General features: G+C 68.3%; 17 protein-coding genes and 1 pseudogene. 9 read left to right on the top strand and 9 right to left on the bottom strand.

Translation table 11 applies throughout. The features are described from left to right. Positions 1-298 precede the first annotated feature (298 nt). The 5 genes from galE to BJY20_RS16585 all read right to left on the bottom strand — a co-directional run bounded on the left by galE (position 299) and on the right by BJY20_RS16585 (position 3,531). Positions 299-1,324 (bottom strand): UDP-glucose 4-epimerase GalE, encoded by a 1,026-nt coding sequence (gene galE / locus BJY20_RS04025; protein ID WP_185990355.1) that lies wholly within the window; start codon positions 1,322-1,324, stop codon positions 299-301. Between the two features lie 145 nt (positions 1,325-1,469). Further along, on the bottom strand, positions 1,470-1,766 hold the full coding sequence (rsrA, locus tag BJY20_RS04020) for a mycothiol system anti-sigma-R factor (protein ID WP_185990354.1): 297 nt from the start codon (positions 1,764-1,766) through the stop codon (positions 1,470-1,472). Beyond that, entirely contained in the window at positions 1,763-2,413 is a 651-nt protein-coding gene (locus BJY20_RS04015; protein ID WP_246297096.1) for a sigma-70 family RNA polymerase sigma factor, read from the bottom strand. Before BJY20_RS04015 ends, rsrA begins: the two co-directional genes overlap by 4 nt. A gap of 333 nt (positions 2,414-2,746) precedes the next feature. Further along, positions 2,747-3,052 (bottom strand): GIY-YIG nuclease family protein, encoded by a 306-nt coding sequence (locus BJY20_RS04010; RefSeq protein ID WP_185990353.1) that lies wholly within the window; start codon positions 3,050-3,052, stop codon positions 2,747-2,749. Positions 3,053-3,456: 404 nt separating this feature from the next. After that, positions 3,457-3,531 (bottom strand): 50S ribosomal protein bL37, encoded by a 75-nt coding sequence (locus tag BJY20_RS16585; protein WP_422389016.1) that lies wholly within the window; start codon positions 3,529-3,531, stop codon positions 3,457-3,459. A 126-nt stretch (positions 3,532-3,657) separates the two neighbouring features. On the opposite strand from BJY20_RS16585, the gene BJY20_RS04005 reads away from it, so the two are divergent. The 3 genes from BJY20_RS04005 to BJY20_RS03995 all read left to right on the top strand — a co-directional run bounded on the left by BJY20_RS04005 (position 3,658) and on the right by BJY20_RS03995 (position 6,403). Then, positions 3,658-3,864, top strand: a complete 207-nt coding sequence (locus tag BJY20_RS04005) for a hypothetical protein (protein ID WP_185990352.1) — start codon at positions 3,658-3,660, stop codon at positions 3,862-3,864. A 179-nt stretch (positions 3,865-4,043) separates the two neighbouring features. Next, complete coding sequence (locus BJY20_RS16385) at positions 4,044-5,132, top strand: HD domain-containing phosphohydrolase (RefSeq protein ID WP_185990351.1); 1,089 nt, start codon at positions 4,044-4,046, stop codon at positions 5,130-5,132. After that, a complete protein-coding gene (locus BJY20_RS03995) occupies positions 5,129-6,403 on the top strand; it encodes an HD domain-containing phosphohydrolase (RefSeq protein ID WP_185990350.1) in 1,275 nt (424 codons plus the stop codon). Before BJY20_RS16385 ends, BJY20_RS03995 begins: the two co-directional genes overlap by 4 nt. Before the next feature lie 294 nt (positions 6,404-6,697). Here the strand turns inward: BJY20_RS03995 and sodN are convergent, their stop codons facing one another. Continuing rightward, a complete protein-coding gene (gene sodN / locus BJY20_RS03990; protein ID WP_185990349.1) occupies positions 6,698-7,099 on the bottom strand; it encodes a superoxide dismutase, Ni in 402 nt (133 codons plus the stop codon). A gap of 84 nt (positions 7,100-7,183) precedes the next feature. Next, positions 7,184-7,513 (bottom strand): S26 family signal peptidase, encoded by a 330-nt coding sequence (locus BJY20_RS03985; RefSeq protein WP_185990348.1) that lies wholly within the window; start codon positions 7,511-7,513, stop codon positions 7,184-7,186. Positions 7,514-7,717: 204 nt separating this feature from the next. On the opposite strand from BJY20_RS03985, the gene BJY20_RS03980 reads away from it, so the two are divergent. Next, a complete protein-coding gene (locus BJY20_RS03980) occupies positions 7,718-8,878 on the top strand; it encodes a malic enzyme-like NAD(P)-binding protein (RefSeq protein WP_185990347.1) in 1,161 nt (386 codons plus the stop codon). A 202-nt stretch (positions 8,879-9,080) separates the two neighbouring features. On the opposite strand, the gene BJY20_RS16380 is transcribed toward BJY20_RS03980, so the two are convergent. Further along, entirely contained in the window at positions 9,081-10,292 is a 1,212-nt protein-coding gene (locus BJY20_RS16380; protein ID WP_185990346.1) for a helix-turn-helix domain-containing protein, read from the bottom strand. Positions 10,293-10,451: 159 nt separating this feature from the next. On the opposite strand from BJY20_RS16380, the gene BJY20_RS03970 reads away from it, so the two are divergent. The 3 genes and pseudogenes from BJY20_RS03970 to BJY20_RS16270 form a co-directional block, all read left to right on the top strand. Further along, positions 10,452-10,928 (top strand): hypothetical protein, encoded by a 477-nt coding sequence (locus BJY20_RS03970; RefSeq protein ID WP_185990345.1) that lies wholly within the window; start codon positions 10,452-10,454, stop codon positions 10,926-10,928. A gap of 132 nt (positions 10,929-11,060) precedes the next feature. Continuing rightward, entirely contained in the window at positions 11,061-12,443 is a 1,383-nt protein-coding gene (locus BJY20_RS03965; protein ID WP_185990344.1) for a tyrosine-protein kinase domain-containing protein, read from the top strand. 39 nt (positions 12,444-12,482) lie between these two features. Then, a pseudogene (locus BJY20_RS16270) lies at positions 12,483-12,599 on the top strand (Hsp20/alpha crystallin family protein); the annotation flags it as partial. Between the two features lie 36 nt (positions 12,600-12,635). On the opposite strand, the gene BJY20_RS15890 reads toward BJY20_RS16270, so the two are convergent. Further along, complete coding sequence (locus BJY20_RS15890) at positions 12,636-13,457, bottom strand: hypothetical protein (RefSeq protein WP_246297095.1); 822 nt, start codon at positions 13,455-13,457, stop codon at positions 12,636-12,638. Between the two features lie 177 nt (positions 13,458-13,634). Here BJY20_RS15890 and BJY20_RS03955 point away from each other — a divergent pair, with 177 nt between their 5' ends. Continuing rightward, positions 13,635-13,925 (top strand): hypothetical protein, encoded by a 291-nt coding sequence (locus BJY20_RS03955; RefSeq protein ID WP_185990343.1) that lies wholly within the window; start codon positions 13,635-13,637, stop codon positions 13,923-13,925. Next, positions 13,922-14,770 (top strand): nucleotidyltransferase family protein, encoded by an 849-nt coding sequence (locus BJY20_RS03950; protein ID WP_185990342.1) that lies wholly within the window; start codon positions 13,922-13,924, stop codon positions 14,768-14,770. Before BJY20_RS03955 ends, BJY20_RS03950 begins: the two co-directional genes overlap by 4 nt.

Below are 14,770 nucleotides of genomic sequence, written 5' to 3'. Positions count from 1 at the left end.
GAAGCCCCCCCGCGCTGGCTGAGGTGCGAGGAACGAGCCTCGAAGCCTCCCCCCACGCTGATTGAGGCGTGAGGAGCGCCAGCGACGAGCCTCGAAATCACAGCCTCGCGCTGGTTGAGGTGCGGGGAACGAGCCTCGCGCTGGTTGAGGTGCGGGGAACGAGCCTCGCGCTGGCTGAGGTGCGGGGAACGAGCCTCGAAGCCACCCCCCACGCTGGCTGAGGTGCGAGGAACGAGCCTCGAAGCCACGGGCAGACCGACCGATCGAGTGCAGGGCCGCGCAGGGGGTGGCCCTGCGCTCAATCGGCGCTGTCGTACCCTTGCGGGTTCTCCGACTGCCAGCGCCAGGTGTCGGCGCACATCTGCTCGATCGTGCGCTGGGCGCGCCAGCCGAGCTCTGCCTCGGCGCGGGAGGGGTCGGCATAGCAGACCGCCAGGTCACCCGGGCGGCGCGCAGCGATCTCGTACGGAAGGGGGCGTCCGCTCGCGGTCTCGAAGGCCGCCACCATGTCGAGCACGGACGACCCTCGGCCGGTGCCGAGGTTCCACGCTCGCACTCGGACGTCCGGGTGCGTCTTGAGGTGCTCGAGGGCTGCCACGTGGCCGGCGGCGAGGTCCTCGACGTGGATGTAGTCGCGCAGAGCGGTCCCGTCGGGGGTGTCGTAGTCGTCCCCGAAGACCTGCAGCTTCTCGCGTCGGCCGACGGCGACCTGGGCGATGAAGGGCATGAGGTTGTTGGGGATGCCCTGGGGGTCCTCGCCGATGGTGCCCGACGCGTGGGCGCCGACGGGGTTGAAGTAGCGCAGGAGCGCGACGTGCAGGTTCTCGTCGGCCCGCGCGGCGTCGGTGAGGATCTGCTCCTGCATGACCTTGGTCCACCCGTAGGGGTTGGTCGACGAGGTCGGCAGCTCCTCGTGCATCGGGACCTCGGTCGTCTCGCCGTAGACGGTCGCGGAGGAGGAGAAGACGATGGTCCTGACGCCGTGGCGCTTCATCGCCCGAAGCAGCGCGAAGGTGGTGCCCAGATTGTTGTCGTAGTACTCCACCGGGATCTCGCTCGACTCGCCAACTGCCTTCAGTCCGGCGAAGTGGATCACCGCGTCGAAGGTGCGCTCGGCGAAGAGCAGCGAGAGCTTGTCCTCGTCCCGCACGTCGAAGGAGTGCGTCTCGATGGGTGTGCCCGTGAGCGCCTCGATGCGGGGGAGAGCCTTGGGGCTGGAGTTGACGAAGCTGTCGACGATGACGACGTCGTGGCCGGCGGCGACGAGCTGGACGACGGTGTGGGAGCCGATGTAGCCGGCTCCACCGGTGACGAGTACGCGCATGGCACTACCCTAATCGGCGCATGCTGGTTGAGGTGTGAGTCCGCCCAAGTCGGCGCATGCTGGGTGAGGTGTGAGTCCGCCCGAAGTCGGCGCATGCTGGTTGAGGTGTGAGTCCGCCCAGCGGGCGAGCCTCGAAACCTGCTCCTCAGCCCTCGCTGATGCGCCGCACCTGGGTGACCTCGGCCCATGAGCCGTCGTCGCAGATGGTCGTGATGCGCTGCATGATCGTCGTGCGCAGCTGGGCCGGGGCGCTCTCCTGGGAGCAGGATCGTCGGATGATCTGCTTGATGATCTGCTCCCGCTCGTGCTCCTCGAGGCATGGGGCGCACTCGGTGAGGTGGCGGGCGACCTCGCGGGCCTCCTCGGTGGTCATCTCGCCATCGAGGTACTCGCTCATCCGGTAGAGCGCCTGCGAGCAGTCCACGTGCTCGTCCTGGCTCATGACTGGTTCTCCTTCGCGGCGGCGACCCCGCGGTCGGCGGCGTAGTCGGTGAGCTTCTCGCGCAGCTGACGACGTCCTCGGTGCAGGCGCGACATGACGGTTCCGATCGGAGTGCCCATGATCTCGGCGATCTCCTTGTAGGCGAATCCCTCGACGTCGGCCAGGTAGACCGCCATCCGGAAGTCGTCCGGCAGGTCCTGCAGTGCCTGCTTGACCTGGCTGTCCGGCATCCGGTCCAAGGCCTCGACCTCGGCGGAGCGCAGTCCCTTGGACGTGTGCTGCTCGGCCTTGTGCAGCTGGTAGTCCTCGACCTCGGGGTTGTCCGACTGCTTCGGCTCGCGCTGCTTCTTGCGGTAGGTGTTGATGTAGGTGTTGGTCAGGATCCGGTACATCCACGCCTTGAGGTTGGTCCCCGGGCGGTACTGGTGGAAGGCGGCGAAGGCCTTCGCGTAGGTCTCCTGGACCAAGTCGTCGGCGTCCGTCGGGTTGCGCGTGGTGCGCAGCGCGGCGGAGTAGAGCTGGTCGAGCAGCGGCATGGCCTCGCGCTCGAAGCGCGCACGGCGCTGCTCGGTGGTCTCGGTCTCGACGTCAGCGGCGGCATCGGCCTGGGCCTGTGCCTCCAGCTCGTCGGTCGTGGGGTCGGTCATCGCACTCCACCCTAGCGGGGTGGCGGTGCGCTCTCCGGCGTGCAGCACGAGCACGTCCTGCTCCTGTCCCTCGTGGTTGTCTCAAGATGGTCAACAGGGACCGCGCCGCCCTCATTCCCAGCGACCCACCCGCGGGTGCTGCCCGCCACCCGGTGATTGAGGTGCGAAGGCCGCTCGCGGCCGTAGCCTCGAAATCGGCTTCGGGGTTCGTCGCTGGGCTCCTCACGCCTCAGCTGGCGTGTGGTTTTGGTGATTGAGGTGTGGAGGCCGCTCGCGGCCGTAGCCCACCCGGTGATTGAGGTGCGGAGGCCGCCCGCGGCCGTAGCCTCGAAATCACCTCTCCGAGTCTGCGAACCCCTTGCCTCCTCGGCGTCGCGCCAAGCCTGGCAACGCCGCGAAGTCCCCCCGGATCAACGCTTCTCTCTTGGCGCGGGACCACCCCTGGATCCGCTTTTCCAGCGCGTAGGCCTCGGTGACGAGCTCGGTCTCGTGTGCCCAGACGAGTTCCACCGGCATGCGGGTGCTGGTGTAGCGCGAGCCGTGGCCGGACCCATGTTGATGCATCCGATGCTGGAGGTTTCGGGTGCTGCCGACGTAGTAGCTGCCATCACCGCAGCGGAGGATGTACACGTGTGCCATCCGGCCAGCACAGCAGGTTCGGCAAAAGGCGAAGGGGAGCTGTCCACAGGTCTGTGCCCAGCCTGGGCTTCGAGGTTCGTCGCAGGGGCTCCTCACACCTCAGCCAGCGTGTGGCTTCGGTGATTGAGGTGTGAAGGCCGCTCGCGGCCGCGGCCTCGAAATCGGCTTCGAGGTTCATCGCAGGGCTCCTCACGCCTCAGCCAGCGTGTGGCTTCGGTGATTGAGGTGTGAAGGCCGCTCGCGGCCGCGGCCTCGAAATCGGCTTCGAGGTTCGTCGCAGGGCTCCTCACGCCTCAGCCAGCGTGTGGTTGCTCCTGGAGAGTGCGCTGCCGGGGTGGAGTGGACAGAGGAAGGGGCGGTATCCGTCATCCGGACACCGCCCCTTCGTTGCCTGGGAAATGACCTCAGGCGTTCGGCTTCTTGCCGTGGTTCGCGTTCTTCTTCTTGCGGTCACGACGCTTGCGAGCGCGCTTGCTCAAGGTGACTCCTCCGGGTCGGGGGCCCACCGATCGGCGGGCTGTGGCCAGGTGCCCATTCTGGCACGTCGACAAAATGATCGCCTCATCTCGCCCTGCACTACCACTATTACTGGCATCATGTCCCACATGAAGACGAAGATGATGCTCGCCGCTGCTGCCCTTGCGCTTTCCCTCGGCGGCCTCATTGGTGGTGTCAGCGCCACCGGTAACGTCGACTGGGTCAAGTCCAATCTCAACGTGGACTGGGTCGCCACGACCCTCAACGTCGACTGGGTCGCGACCGACCTCAACGTCGACTGGGTCGCAGGCACGGACAACGTCGACTGGGTCTGACCCGCGGGCCGCAACCGCGTGAGGCTCGACTGAAGCCGGGTCGCCGGTCGACCGAGGCGCCTCGGTCGACCGTGATTTACGTTGTCATTGTCGCGACAGTGGCATTGGCAGCGCTTCTGTGGGCAGGCTGGTTCTTCAGCGGCCCCCAGCCGACGACGTGGGTGGTCGCTCTCCTTGTCGTGGCCTTCATCGCCTCGAAAGGGCGACCGCAAGCCATCGGCCCGATGCAGTTTTCCGTCTCGGCCATGGTGCAGCTTGCCGCCATCCCCCTCATCGGGGCTGTCGGCGCCAGCCTGGTCTCGCTCGTCCCAGCCATCACCGAAGGCACACCTGCGGTGAAGCGAGTCTTCAACGCGGCCCAGCGGGTGCTGCTCGTGCTGGCCGGTTCGCTGGCGTACTACTGGGCCGGTGGGATCGCGTTGCGGCCAGGTCTCGTGCACGTCGACCTCGTCACGCTCGCCTTCGCGATGGCCCTTGCCACCGTGGCGGCTGGTCTGATGAACACGGCCCTGCTTGCTGGTGCTCTGCAACAGGACTCAGGTGGGTCCCTCATCTTCAATATTCGGGACACGGTGCCGCGGGTCCTCAGCTCCTATCCCACGTCGTTCGTCGCCGCCTACATCTTGGTGGTCCTGTGGTCGCCGGCCCGTCTGGGGTGGATCTCGGCGCTGTTCTTCCTTCCCTCGATAGTCGTCATCCAGTGGAGCCTGCGGCAACTGGCGGGGGAGTGGGCGACCCGTCACGAGTTGCTGGCTCCCTTCGTCACGGCCCTCGACGTGCGCCAGCCGGGTGCGGCCGAGTCCGGCCGTCTGGCTGCTGGCGCGGCGAGCGCGATCGCGGCCGGCGTTGGCGGCCGGCCCCCGTTCGTCGACAAGGTGGCCGTGTCTGCGCGCCTGCGTGACGTGGGCATGCTGGCGCTCGAAGGCAAACCAGCGGCGATCGTCCGTCGCGACCTTGCGGTGACCTCGGCTTCAGTGTTGGGCAAAGTCGGCTTCCTTGCCAGTCCGTTGGTGTACGTCGCCGGTCACCACGAGCGCATCGACGGCCACGGGTGGCCGAATGGCCTCGTCGGGGAGCAGATCCCCCTCGGCAGCCGTGTCCTCGCGGTCGCCGACGTCTGGAGCGATGCGGTCATGGCCGGACACAGCGCCGAGGAGGCCGTCCGGCTCTGCGAGTCCTCGATGGGCTCGTCCTTGGATGAGGTGTGCGTCAACGCTCTGCGGCGCGCCCATGGGCGTGGGCAACTACCGGCGGTGACCGACGGATGAACCGACTGCACGTGCCACCCGGGCTGATCCTCTTCACCCTCACCATCCTCGTCGGGACCTTGGCGGCGTTCCGCGGAGAGTTGACCGAGTCGGCGCTGACCCCCTTCGTCGTCATCGCGATCGCCGCGATCATCATTGGCGAGCAGCTGCCGATCCGCCTCGCCCAGCGGGTACTGACGCCGCTGACCACGGCCCCGGCCCTCGGTCTGATCCTCGCTCCGCTGATGTTCGGCGGCCAGGTTCCCAGCGCTGCCTCGGTCCTGGCGATCATCTGGTTGAGCATGCTTTTTGGCGCCCTGATCCGCCGGCTGCGGGGGAAGTCGGTGGTCGAGGGGTCGCTCGGCGCCCGCTTCCTCGGGATGGCCCTGACCGCCGTCCTCGCGCGCAACATCGGCATCGGTGACACCACGCTGATCGAGTGGGCCTACGAGGACGGCACGCGGCGAGCGGTCGCGGCCTTCGCCCTGTTCGCGGTGGCGGCCGTTGGGGGCCTCTTCGAGACCGTCCTGGAGAAGGCCGTCATCTGGCTCGACGAGGGCGGCACGCTCATGGGGATGGTGACCGACGAGATGCGTCCGCTCGCCGGGGTCGCGGCAGCCACCGCGTCCGCAGGCCCTCTCATCGCGGTGGCGCAACCGGTCCTGGACTGGGTGGCCATTCCGCTTCTGCTCCTCCCCGTGCTGATGATGTACCTCGCGGTCCAGTGGGTGCAGGACAGTCGCCGCGACCTCGAGGAGTCGGTCGCTGCCCTGTCGCGGTTGCCGGAGGTCAGTGGCTTCTCCCGGACCGGGCACGGCCGCCGGGTGGCCGATGTCGCCGTGCGGATCGCGAATGTGATGGGTGTCGAACCGGAGATGTGCCACCGCATCGAGCGCACTGCTCTGCTGCACGACCTCGGGCACCTGGGTCTGCGGGAGCCGCTCCCCGGAGGCCGGACACTCCACGCCTCATCGCGCACGCAGGCCCGGATCGCCGAGACTGCGGTCCGCATCGTCGGGAGCGCGTCGATGTTCGAGGAGCTGCTGCCGCTGCTGGACCAGGTGCGCACGCCCTTCCGCCAGTCACGTGAGCTCGGTGAGCACATCCCGCTCGAGTCGCGCATCGTGCGCGTCGCGAATGCCTGGGACGACATCACCGAGGGTGCGCGCTCGCCCCGGGCCCGCCAGGTGGCCCTGGAGCGTCTGCACCTCGGGCTGGGCTACGAGTACGACCCGGACGTCGTCGCGGCACTCGAGCAGGTCTTCGTCGACGAGGGAGTGCTGGTGGTCTGAGGTGGTTTCGAGGCTCGTTCCTCGCTCCTCAACCAGCGGGGGTTTCCCAGGCTCGTTCCTCGCTCCTCAACCAGCGGGGGTTTCCCAGGCTCGTTCCTCGCTCCTCAACCAGCGGGGGTTTCGAGGCTCGTTCCTCGCTCCTCAACCAGCGGGGTTTTCCAGGCTCGTTCCTCGCTCCTCAACCAGCGGGGGTTTCGAGGCTCGTTCCTCGCTCCTCAACCAGCGGGGGAGGCACGACGAAGGGGGCCCACCGCACCGTGTGCAGCGAGCCCCCTTCGATTGGGAACGAGCAGGTCAGCCCTGCTTGGTCTCCCAGAAGATCTTGTCGATCTCGGCGATCTTGGCCAGCAGCTCGTCGGCCTTGGCCTCGTCGAACTCGCCCTTGGTGCCGGAGGCGCCCGCGAGCTTGGTGGCCTCGTTGACCAGGACGTGCAGCTGCGGGTACTTCTCGAAGTGCGGCGGCTTGAAGTAGTCCGTCCACAGCACCCACAGGTGGTGCTTGACCAGCTCCGCGCGCTGCTCCTTGATCATGATCGCGCGCGTGCGGAAGTCCGGGTCGTCGCTCTCGTTGGCCTTCTTGATGATCATCTTGACCGACTCGGCCTCGATGCGAGCCTGAGCGGGGTCGTAGACACCGCAGGGGAGGTCGCAGTGGGCGCTGACCTCGGTGATCTGGAAGATGTCGCGAAGACGCATTGGGTGCCTTCCTCTCGTGGTCGGGTGCAGCCGCCCGTCGTACGAGCGGCGTTGTCCTCAACCTACTCGGCGATCCACCGAAGGTCACGTGAAGGGAACTCTCCTGCAAGGGATTCGCAACAACACCCTGGCGAGGACCGCCGAATGCGGCAGGGAGCCGACCAGCCAGGAGTCCACCCCCGCGCTCGGGTTGTCCCGCTCGACCCACCAGCGCTGCGGGTCCGAGGGGTCGACGCCCGTGACGCGCTTGATCGAGGTCGGCCGCGGGGCGCCGTGCTCGTCGTGGGGGAGGCGCACGATCGCCAGCGAGCCCACCCGCGCCGAAGCGCCCCAGAGCACCAGCAGCAGGTCGCCCTCGTGCAACGTCGGCTCCATCGAGGTGCCGACGACGCGGGCCAGTCCGGGACGGATCATGGGCGGCATCGTCGCACGAGCGTCGGCCGACAACGGTCCCTGAGGTGCGACGAAGGAGCCTCGAAGGGACTTCGGCGAGGGAGTGCAAAGCTGCTCGGAGCGTGTGGGAAGATCAGTGTCGGCTCACCAGCCGCCCGCCGTGACCACACCCGGCCGCCCAGGGCGTCCCAAGATCCTTTTCGATTTCTCCGAGGTTTGTCTGCCGTGTCTGCGTCCGAGCCCACCACCACCCATGACCTCACTGCTGCGCAGTTCGTCGCCCACGAGGGCGGCAAGGTCGAGGTACGGGCGACGAAGCCGCTTGCGGGGCAGGAGGATCTCTCCCTCCTCTACACCCCGGGTGTCGCCGACGTCTGCCTCGCGATCGAGGAGGACCCCTCCCTCTCGCGCCGCTTCACCGCCCGCAACAACACCGTCGCCGTCATCACCGACGGCACCGCGGTGCTCGGGCTGGGTGACATCGGCCCGCTCGCGGCGATGCCGGTGATGGAGGGCAAGGCCGTCCTCTTCAAGCACTTCGCCGGGGTCGACGCCATCCCGGTGTGCCTGGAGTCCGGGTCGGTCGACGAGCTCTTCGAGACGATCGTGCGGATCGCGCCCAGCTACGGCGGCATCAACCTCGAGGACATCTCCGCACCGCGTTGCTTCGACCTGGAGCGCCGGCTGCGCGAGCGCCTGGAGATCCCCGTCTTCCACGACGACCAGCACGGCACGGCCATCGTCGTGCTCGCCGGTCTGATCAACGCCTGCCGCGTCGTCGACCGCCCCATCGGCTCGCTGCGCGTCGTCGTCGGAGGTGCCGGCGCAGCCGGCGTCGCCGTGACCCAGCTGCTGCAGCTCGCCGGCGTGACGGACGTCGTCGTGTGCGACTCACGCGGGATCATCGGCAAGCACCGCAACGACCTGATTGCGCACAAGGAGATGCTCGCCGCGACGACGAACGTCCCCGGCAGGACCGGCACGATGGCCGACGCCCTGAAGGGCGCGGATGTCTACATCGGTGTCTCGGGTGGCAACATCCCCGAGGAGCAGGTCGCCTCGATGGCCGACGGTCCGATGATCTTCGCGCTGGCCAACCCCACGCCCGAGGTCCACCCGGACATCGCGCACAAGTACGCCTCGGTCGTGGCGACGGGCCGCAGCGACTACCCGAACCAGATCAACAACGTGCTCGCCTTCCCCGGGATCTTCCGCGGAGCCCTGGACGCCGGGGGAGTGCAGATCAGCGAGGAGATGAAGCTCGCTGCCGCGCGCGCCATCGCCGACCTCGTCGCGGAGCCCACGGCCGAGTGCATCGTCCCCCCGGTCTTCCAGGAGGGCGTCGCCGAGGCGGTCGCCGCGGCAGTGGCGGCCCACGCCGGCTGACCTCGCTCAGACGGTGGTTGAGGCGCGAGGAGCGCCACGAACCCGCTTCTTGAGGTGCGACGAAGGAGCCTCGAAGCCACGTCCTCGAAAGCACACCCCGGCCCCAAGGAGGCCCCCCTTCGGTTCAGGGCGAAGGGGGGTCGTCTTGGGGCCGGGGCGTCGCCTCGTCCGGTGACGACGCCACCGCAGGCCAGGGGCCTGGTCACGTCGTGCCGCTTGCCCCCGGGCGCTCGGCGATGGTCAGCATGAGCAGCTCGGCTCGCACGGTCGAGTCCTCAAGGTCGTTGGCCACGAGGTCCTTGATCCGTTGCATGCGGCCGCTCACGGTCTGGGGGTGGACGCCAAGCGTCCGCGCGATCCCGGGGCGGTGACCCCACTGCAGCAGCCATTCCCGCAGCGTGCCCACCAGGAGTGAGCGCTGGTCGTCAGGAAGCTCGTCGAGGTCCAGGAAGTACTTGCGGTGCAGCGCGTCGACCACGACGTCATCGACGGGTCCTGCCAGTCGCAGGATGAGGTCATCGGCGAAGACCGGCCCCTCGTCGTTCGCTGCGAGGGCCGATGTGCGCTGGGCCAGGTCGAGGGATTCCCGGACATCGGTCAGTGGGACGGCTGGGCCGACGACGCAGGGATGCCCGGTGAGTGTCCGGTGCAGGGTCGTGGCCAACGTCCCTGGCTGCACGGGATGCATGAGCAGGACGTCGTCGTCATCGCGGTGGTACCGACCGACGACGATGTCGGACTCGCTGCTGATCCGTTTGGCTGTCTCGGCCGAGGTGAGGATTGCGCAGACCAGGGCATCCTCGGGCCAGCCGGCCGCGGCAGCCTGCTCGACGGCGCGGGCCCGTCCGTGGATGAGCGCACCGCCGAGGCTCTCGGCCAGTGCGCCCCCGTCCACGGGATGTCCCGCGGTCAGCGCGTACCCATGGCTCAGCGCCTCGACGGCGTACTCTCCGGCAGCGATGACTCGGGAGAGCAGCTCGAGCAGGGCATCCGGGTCATCGGTGAGGCCGTCCGCGATCGCCGCGCGATGCACGTGGGCCTGGATCCTGCGTGTGATGAGGCGAGCTGCTGCGGCGGCGGTGTCGAAGGGCACGCCCCCTCGAGCCGACTCGTGGCCCCCGTTCTCGAAGATGCTGTCCGCCGCGCGGATGCCCTCGAGGTCGTTCGTCGCCACATGGACCAGGAAGACCCGGACGACATCGACGAAATCCGCCGGCCACTGATGTTCGATCGGCAGCGGTCGCAGCCCGAGCTCGGTGGTGACTTCCCGGAGCATCTCGGGCGCGATGCGCTCGACGTCGCCGTCGTAGCGCAACAACAGACGCCGGGCGATCCCGTTCGTCGTGCGGTCCTTGGTCAACAACCGGCTACCCCTCTCGCCACCGCGTGCCCACCGCTCGCGGATCGTCCCCACCAGCACGCAGACGCTCGAGATGCGGATGCAGTCACGTCGTGCTATGGCGCTGTCACTCTAGGCGAAGGCGGGAGTGAGGTTCCCGGGGGCACCATTCCCGAGGTGGATCCGATGGGTCCTGACCGACACATTCGTTGCAGTTAAGGAGCGCCTCGCATCATGTCTGACTTCTCTTCGTCGATGTCCCGCCGCACCGTGGCGAAGGGGGTCGCGTGGTCCGTCCCTGCCGTGAGCATCGCCGCTGCCGCGCCGTCGCTGGCCGCCAGCAACGAGCCGGACCCGCCAGAGGCCACGACGACCCAGATCACCGTCGACCAGGGACGTACCGCCGGCCAGTGGGGTCTGGTCAAGGTCACCGGACGAGCGGGCGACTCGCGACCGGTCGATGGAGCGATCCCCGCTGGAACCACCTTCACGCTGACCCCGTCAGACGGGGCCACCATCGAGATCGACCCGGCGGACCAGACCGGCATTGCCTCCATCTCCGGCCCTGACGCAGCGGGCATCTACACGGTGGTCCCGACCGACGGGGTGGTCGTCGCATCGCTGTACGCGACGATCGATGTCCCGGGCAGCATCACGGTGCATGTCCTCGGTTCCGCTCCGGGAGGCCCGTCCGCGGGCACCTGGGTCTGACAGCTCGTAGGGGCTACGCCATTGGCCGGGAGACGCGGGTGCCGTGGACCCGTGTCCTCGCGGTCGTGGCGTGCCGTCGCTGCGGGCGGAAAGGGGAGCTCACCCGCCCCGGGCGTGTGAGGAGAGGGATTGATGGAGCTAGGGGACTACCTGCGCATCCTGCGGTGGCACTGGCGCGCCGTGGTGATCTCGGTCGTCGTCAGCGTGCTGGCCGTCGGGGTCTATGACCTGACGCGTCCGAAGGTGTACTCGGCCAGCGCGTCGGGCTTCGTCACGACCGGCTCGGCGACGAGCCCGGCCGAGGCGTCGATCAATGACTCGTTGGCCAAGTCGCGCGTCGCCTCCTACGTCGATGTCGCCACGAGCCGCGGTACCGCGGAGGCCGCCAAGGAGGCCTCCGGCAGTTCTGCGACCGTGCCGTCACTCATCGGCCGGGTCCAGGTGACCCAGCCGCCGGAGACGGTCCTCATCCGCGTCACTGCCGATGGACCCACGCCGCAGGAGGCCACTGACCTGGCGAATGCGTGGATCACTGCTCTCGCGGGCGAGGTCGAGGAGATCGAGGGCAAGGGGGGTCTGAAGGTCATGCCGCAGGACTCTGCGGTCCTGCCGTCGTCTCCGACCTCACCCAATCCGCAGCGCGACCTGCCCTTGGCGCTCATCGTCGGTCTGCTCATCGGCTTCGGGATCGCCGTGGTGCGCAACCAGCTGGACCGGCGCATCCGTACTCCCGATGACCTGAAGGGCTTCGGCCTCTCGGCGATGGCAACGGTCCCGGCGAGCAAGGCGCTGGCCCGCAGTTCCGGTGGCCTCATCCCGGCCCTGGCTGGTGGGACCACCCGTGTCGGGGATCCGTCGGCCAGCGAGGCCCTGCGCAAGCTGCGCACCAACCTGCGTTACATGGATGTCGACGACCCCCCGAAGGTCGTTGTCGTCTCCAGCCCCAACGAGGGGGACGGGAAGTCGACGATCGCGGTCAACCTCGCCTACGCGATGGCGGCCTCCGGTGAGCCGACGACGATCGTCGACGCCGACCTGCGCCGCCCGGTCATCAGCAGCGGCATCGGCGTGGTCGAGGGCGCGGGACTCACGGACGTGCTCATCGGTGAAGCGACCCTTGCCGATGTGCTCCAGGAGGCACCGGGCGAGCCCAATCTGCAGGTGCTGGCCGCGGGGAACATCCCGCCCAACCCGAGCGAGATCCTGGGTTCCCGAGCGATGGAGCGGGTTCTGGCGGAGCTGTCCCAGTACGGACCAGTCATCATCGACGCACCCCCGTTGCTGCCGGTGACCGATGGTGCTGTGCTGAGCACTCACGCCGATGGGGTCATCCTCGTCGTCACGGCGGGCAAGACCCTTGACACCCATGTCGAGCGAGTGACCGAGAGTCTGACCGAGGTCAACGGCCGGATCCTCGGTGTGGTGGTCAACCAGGTCTCGCGCCGGGAGAGCTCCGCCTACTACGGAGGCGCGACCAACTACTACGGGGCATCCGACCGCAGCGCTGCCACGTGACCCTCGGGTCCCCAATGAGGCCGGGGCGTCGGCAGTGGCCTGACCAGCGAGCGGTTCTCGGGCAGCTACCGCCGCCAGGTCACCTTCGGGGACGACATCGACCCCGACCGGATCACGGCGCACTATGACACCGGGGTGCTGACGGTGACCCTGCCGCTGGACCGGCGCACTGCCCCGTCAGGGGGTGCGGGGTCACCAGATGCCGTTCTCCGAGGTGTCGCTGCCCCCGGAGGTGCCATTGCCGATGGTCTTGGAGCTCACCGTCTCGCCGACGGGCCAGTCGATGCCCATCCCGGTCGTCCTGCTGCCGGAGGCGTACAGCGTGTAGTTGGCAGTGAGGTTCGCCTGTACCTGGGCGTAGTAGTGCTCCTGGCACTCCATGACCTGGGTGGTGTCGACGATGTCGTGCAGGGCGGGGAAGTCGTCGCCCGTGAGGACGTCGTTGACGCCGAAGGAGGTCATGACGGCCTCCGCGTGGACCTGCTTGCCCGGTGTCACGCCGCCACCGGGGCCGAGGGCGAGGTACATGTCGCACTCGCTGCCCGCGCTGGTGACGACGGGCAGGTCCGTGGTGATGGTCCATGTGAACGTCAGCATGCCGTTGGTCCACTCGCCCTTGTCGACGGTGCCCCAACCGCGCGTGCCGAACGAGGTCACCCACCGGGTCTGCGCGGGGTCGGCCGTGTGGAGGGTCAGCGTGATGATGATCGGGTTCTCCGGGCTCGCCAAGACGGGGGCGGTGCCGAGGTTCTTGAGATTCACGTAGACCCGCTGGGCCGTGCCGTCCAGGGCTGCGGCCAGCTGGTAGAAGTTCAGCTGCAGCTGGGCGCTCTTGGTCTTGGCCAGCGTGATGGCGTTGTCGATCTCCTGCTGGCCTTCCGCTGAACATCCCACGTCGGAGGCTGCCAGTCGGGGTGCGGCCGCGGCGATGGTCACGGCTGGGGCCAACCACGCCACCCCCTTGGCGACGGAGCGCCGGCTGGGACTCGGTGCGGTGTTCGTGGCGTGGGGCAAGGTGTCTCCTGGGTCTACGGGTGTAGTTTCGGCATGGCCGTGCGAAACGTAGCAAGACTCCTTACTGTTTCCTTACTTTTGTGGTGGGCCTCACGCAATGCAGCCGACGCGACAGGTGTGTACCCCTCGCTGAGGGCCGGGGCGCGTCCCGCTCGATGTGGTCCCTATGCTGCGGTCATGACGATCGCCGACGGTGACCAGCGGTGGCGCACGCCGGAAGGCATCGCCTGGGTCGCGGGGGAGGGCCGGGTCGCCCTCATCGACACCCGCGCCGTGGAGCCCTTGCCGCTGCTCGTCCATGAGCCAGTGGCCAGCCTGTGGCCGACGCTCGCGGATGGCCCGGCGACGATCGAGCAGCTGCGAGTGGCGGCCGACGAGGTCGTCGAGGACGACTCCGCGGGTTTCGTGCGCGCCGCCTTGGAGATGCTGCAGGACGCCTCACTCGTGATGCAGGTGGAGCCCGAGTGACCGACTCTCTGACCCTCGCAGAGGCTGTGCCGTTGGGCACCGTGTACCTGCAGCGACTCCTCGACGAGGCCGGCGTGCGCTCGCTCGTGATCAAGGGGCCCGCCTTCGTGGCGCTAGGGGTCCGTGCCGAGCGACGCAGCAACGACATCGACATGATCGTCCATCCCGACGACCGCGCCAGCGCCACCGAAGCTCTCGCGAGTGTGGGGTGGGCGATCATCTCGCACTGGTTCCCGCCGGCCCTGGACGACGTCATCTACTCGACGACCTTCCATCACCCGCACTACCCGGTCACCCTCGATCTGCATCACCGATTTACGGGCATGCTCGCTCCACCGGCTGTGACGTTCGAGGTGATGTGGACGAGGCGCGGAGTGGTGGAGCTGGCCCACCACCCGGTGGAGACCGTGTGTCGTGAGCATGCCGTGGTCGTCGAGGCGCTCAACTCGATGAAGATGATCGAGCCACAGCGCTGGCGAGCCGCGGTCGAGCGAGTGGCGACGCTCGCCGACGAGGGGGACCTGCTGGCCATACTGAGCGCGGTGGAAGAGCTCGGCGCCCGGCACACGGCGTCACCGCTCATCACGGCCTTGGGTGGGCCCGCGCCGACGGGACCGACGCCGGCGGGCTACGACCACTGGGTGCGACGTGGCGCCCGGAACAGCGGCAGGGGGCTGGTGGTCGACATCATCCGTCGTGCCCCGCAGCACATCCCCAGGGTCGTCTGGGAGCAGTTGACCCTCGATCCGACGGTGGCTCGCTTCTGGGCGGATACGCACCGGGTGGTCTACCGCAGCCGTTGGCAGATTCTCTGGCTGCGGATGCGACGCGCAGCGCGTCGCTGA

This window comes from Janibacter cremeus (assembly GCF_013409205.1).
In the GTDB taxonomy this organism is placed as follows: domain Bacteria; phylum Actinomycetota; class Actinomycetes; order Actinomycetales; family Dermatophilaceae; genus Janibacter; species Janibacter cremeus.
The sequence above is the reverse complement of the archived record's forward strand: the minus strand, read 5'-3'. Positions and strand labels throughout refer to the sequence as shown.

What these genes read in the sequence shown, in the direction of transcription:
- galE (WP_185990355.1), bottom strand. Translation starts at nt 1,324, where the DNA reads ATGCGCGTACTCGTCACCGGTGGAGCCGGCTACATCGGCTCCCACACC.
- rsrA (WP_185990354.1), bottom strand. Translation starts at nt 1,766, where the DNA reads ATGAGCCAGGACGAGCACGTGGACTGCTCGCAGGCGCTCTACCGGATG.
- BJY20_RS04015 (WP_246297096.1), bottom strand. Translation starts at nt 2,413, where the DNA reads ATGACCGACCCCACGACCGACGAGCTGGAGGCACAGGCCCAGGCCGAT.
- BJY20_RS04010 (WP_185990353.1), bottom strand. Translation starts at nt 3,052, where the DNA reads ATGGCACACGTGTACATCCTCCGCTGCGGTGATGGCAGCTACTACGTC.
- BJY20_RS04005 (WP_185990352.1), top strand. Translation starts at nt 3,658, where the DNA reads ATGAAGACGAAGATGATGCTCGCCGCTGCTGCCCTTGCGCTTTCCCTC.
- BJY20_RS03995 (WP_185990350.1), top strand. Translation starts at nt 5,129, where the DNA reads ATGAACCGACTGCACGTGCCACCCGGGCTGATCCTCTTCACCCTCACC.
- sodN (WP_185990349.1), bottom strand. Translation starts at nt 7,099, where the DNA reads ATGCGTCTTCGCGACATCTTCCAGATCACCGAGGTCAGCGCCCACTGC.
- BJY20_RS03985 (WP_185990348.1), bottom strand. Translation starts at nt 7,513, where the DNA reads ATGATCCGTCCCGGACTGGCCCGCGTCGTCGGCACCTCGATGGAGCCG.
- BJY20_RS03970 (WP_185990345.1), top strand. Translation starts at nt 10,452, where the DNA reads ATGTCTGACTTCTCTTCGTCGATGTCCCGCCGCACCGTGGCGAAGGGG.
- BJY20_RS03965 (WP_185990344.1), top strand. Translation starts at nt 11,061, where the DNA reads ATGGAGCTAGGGGACTACCTGCGCATCCTGCGGTGGCACTGGCGCGCC.
- BJY20_RS03955 (WP_185990343.1), top strand. Translation starts at nt 13,635, where the DNA reads ATGACGATCGCCGACGGTGACCAGCGGTGGCGCACGCCGGAAGGCATC.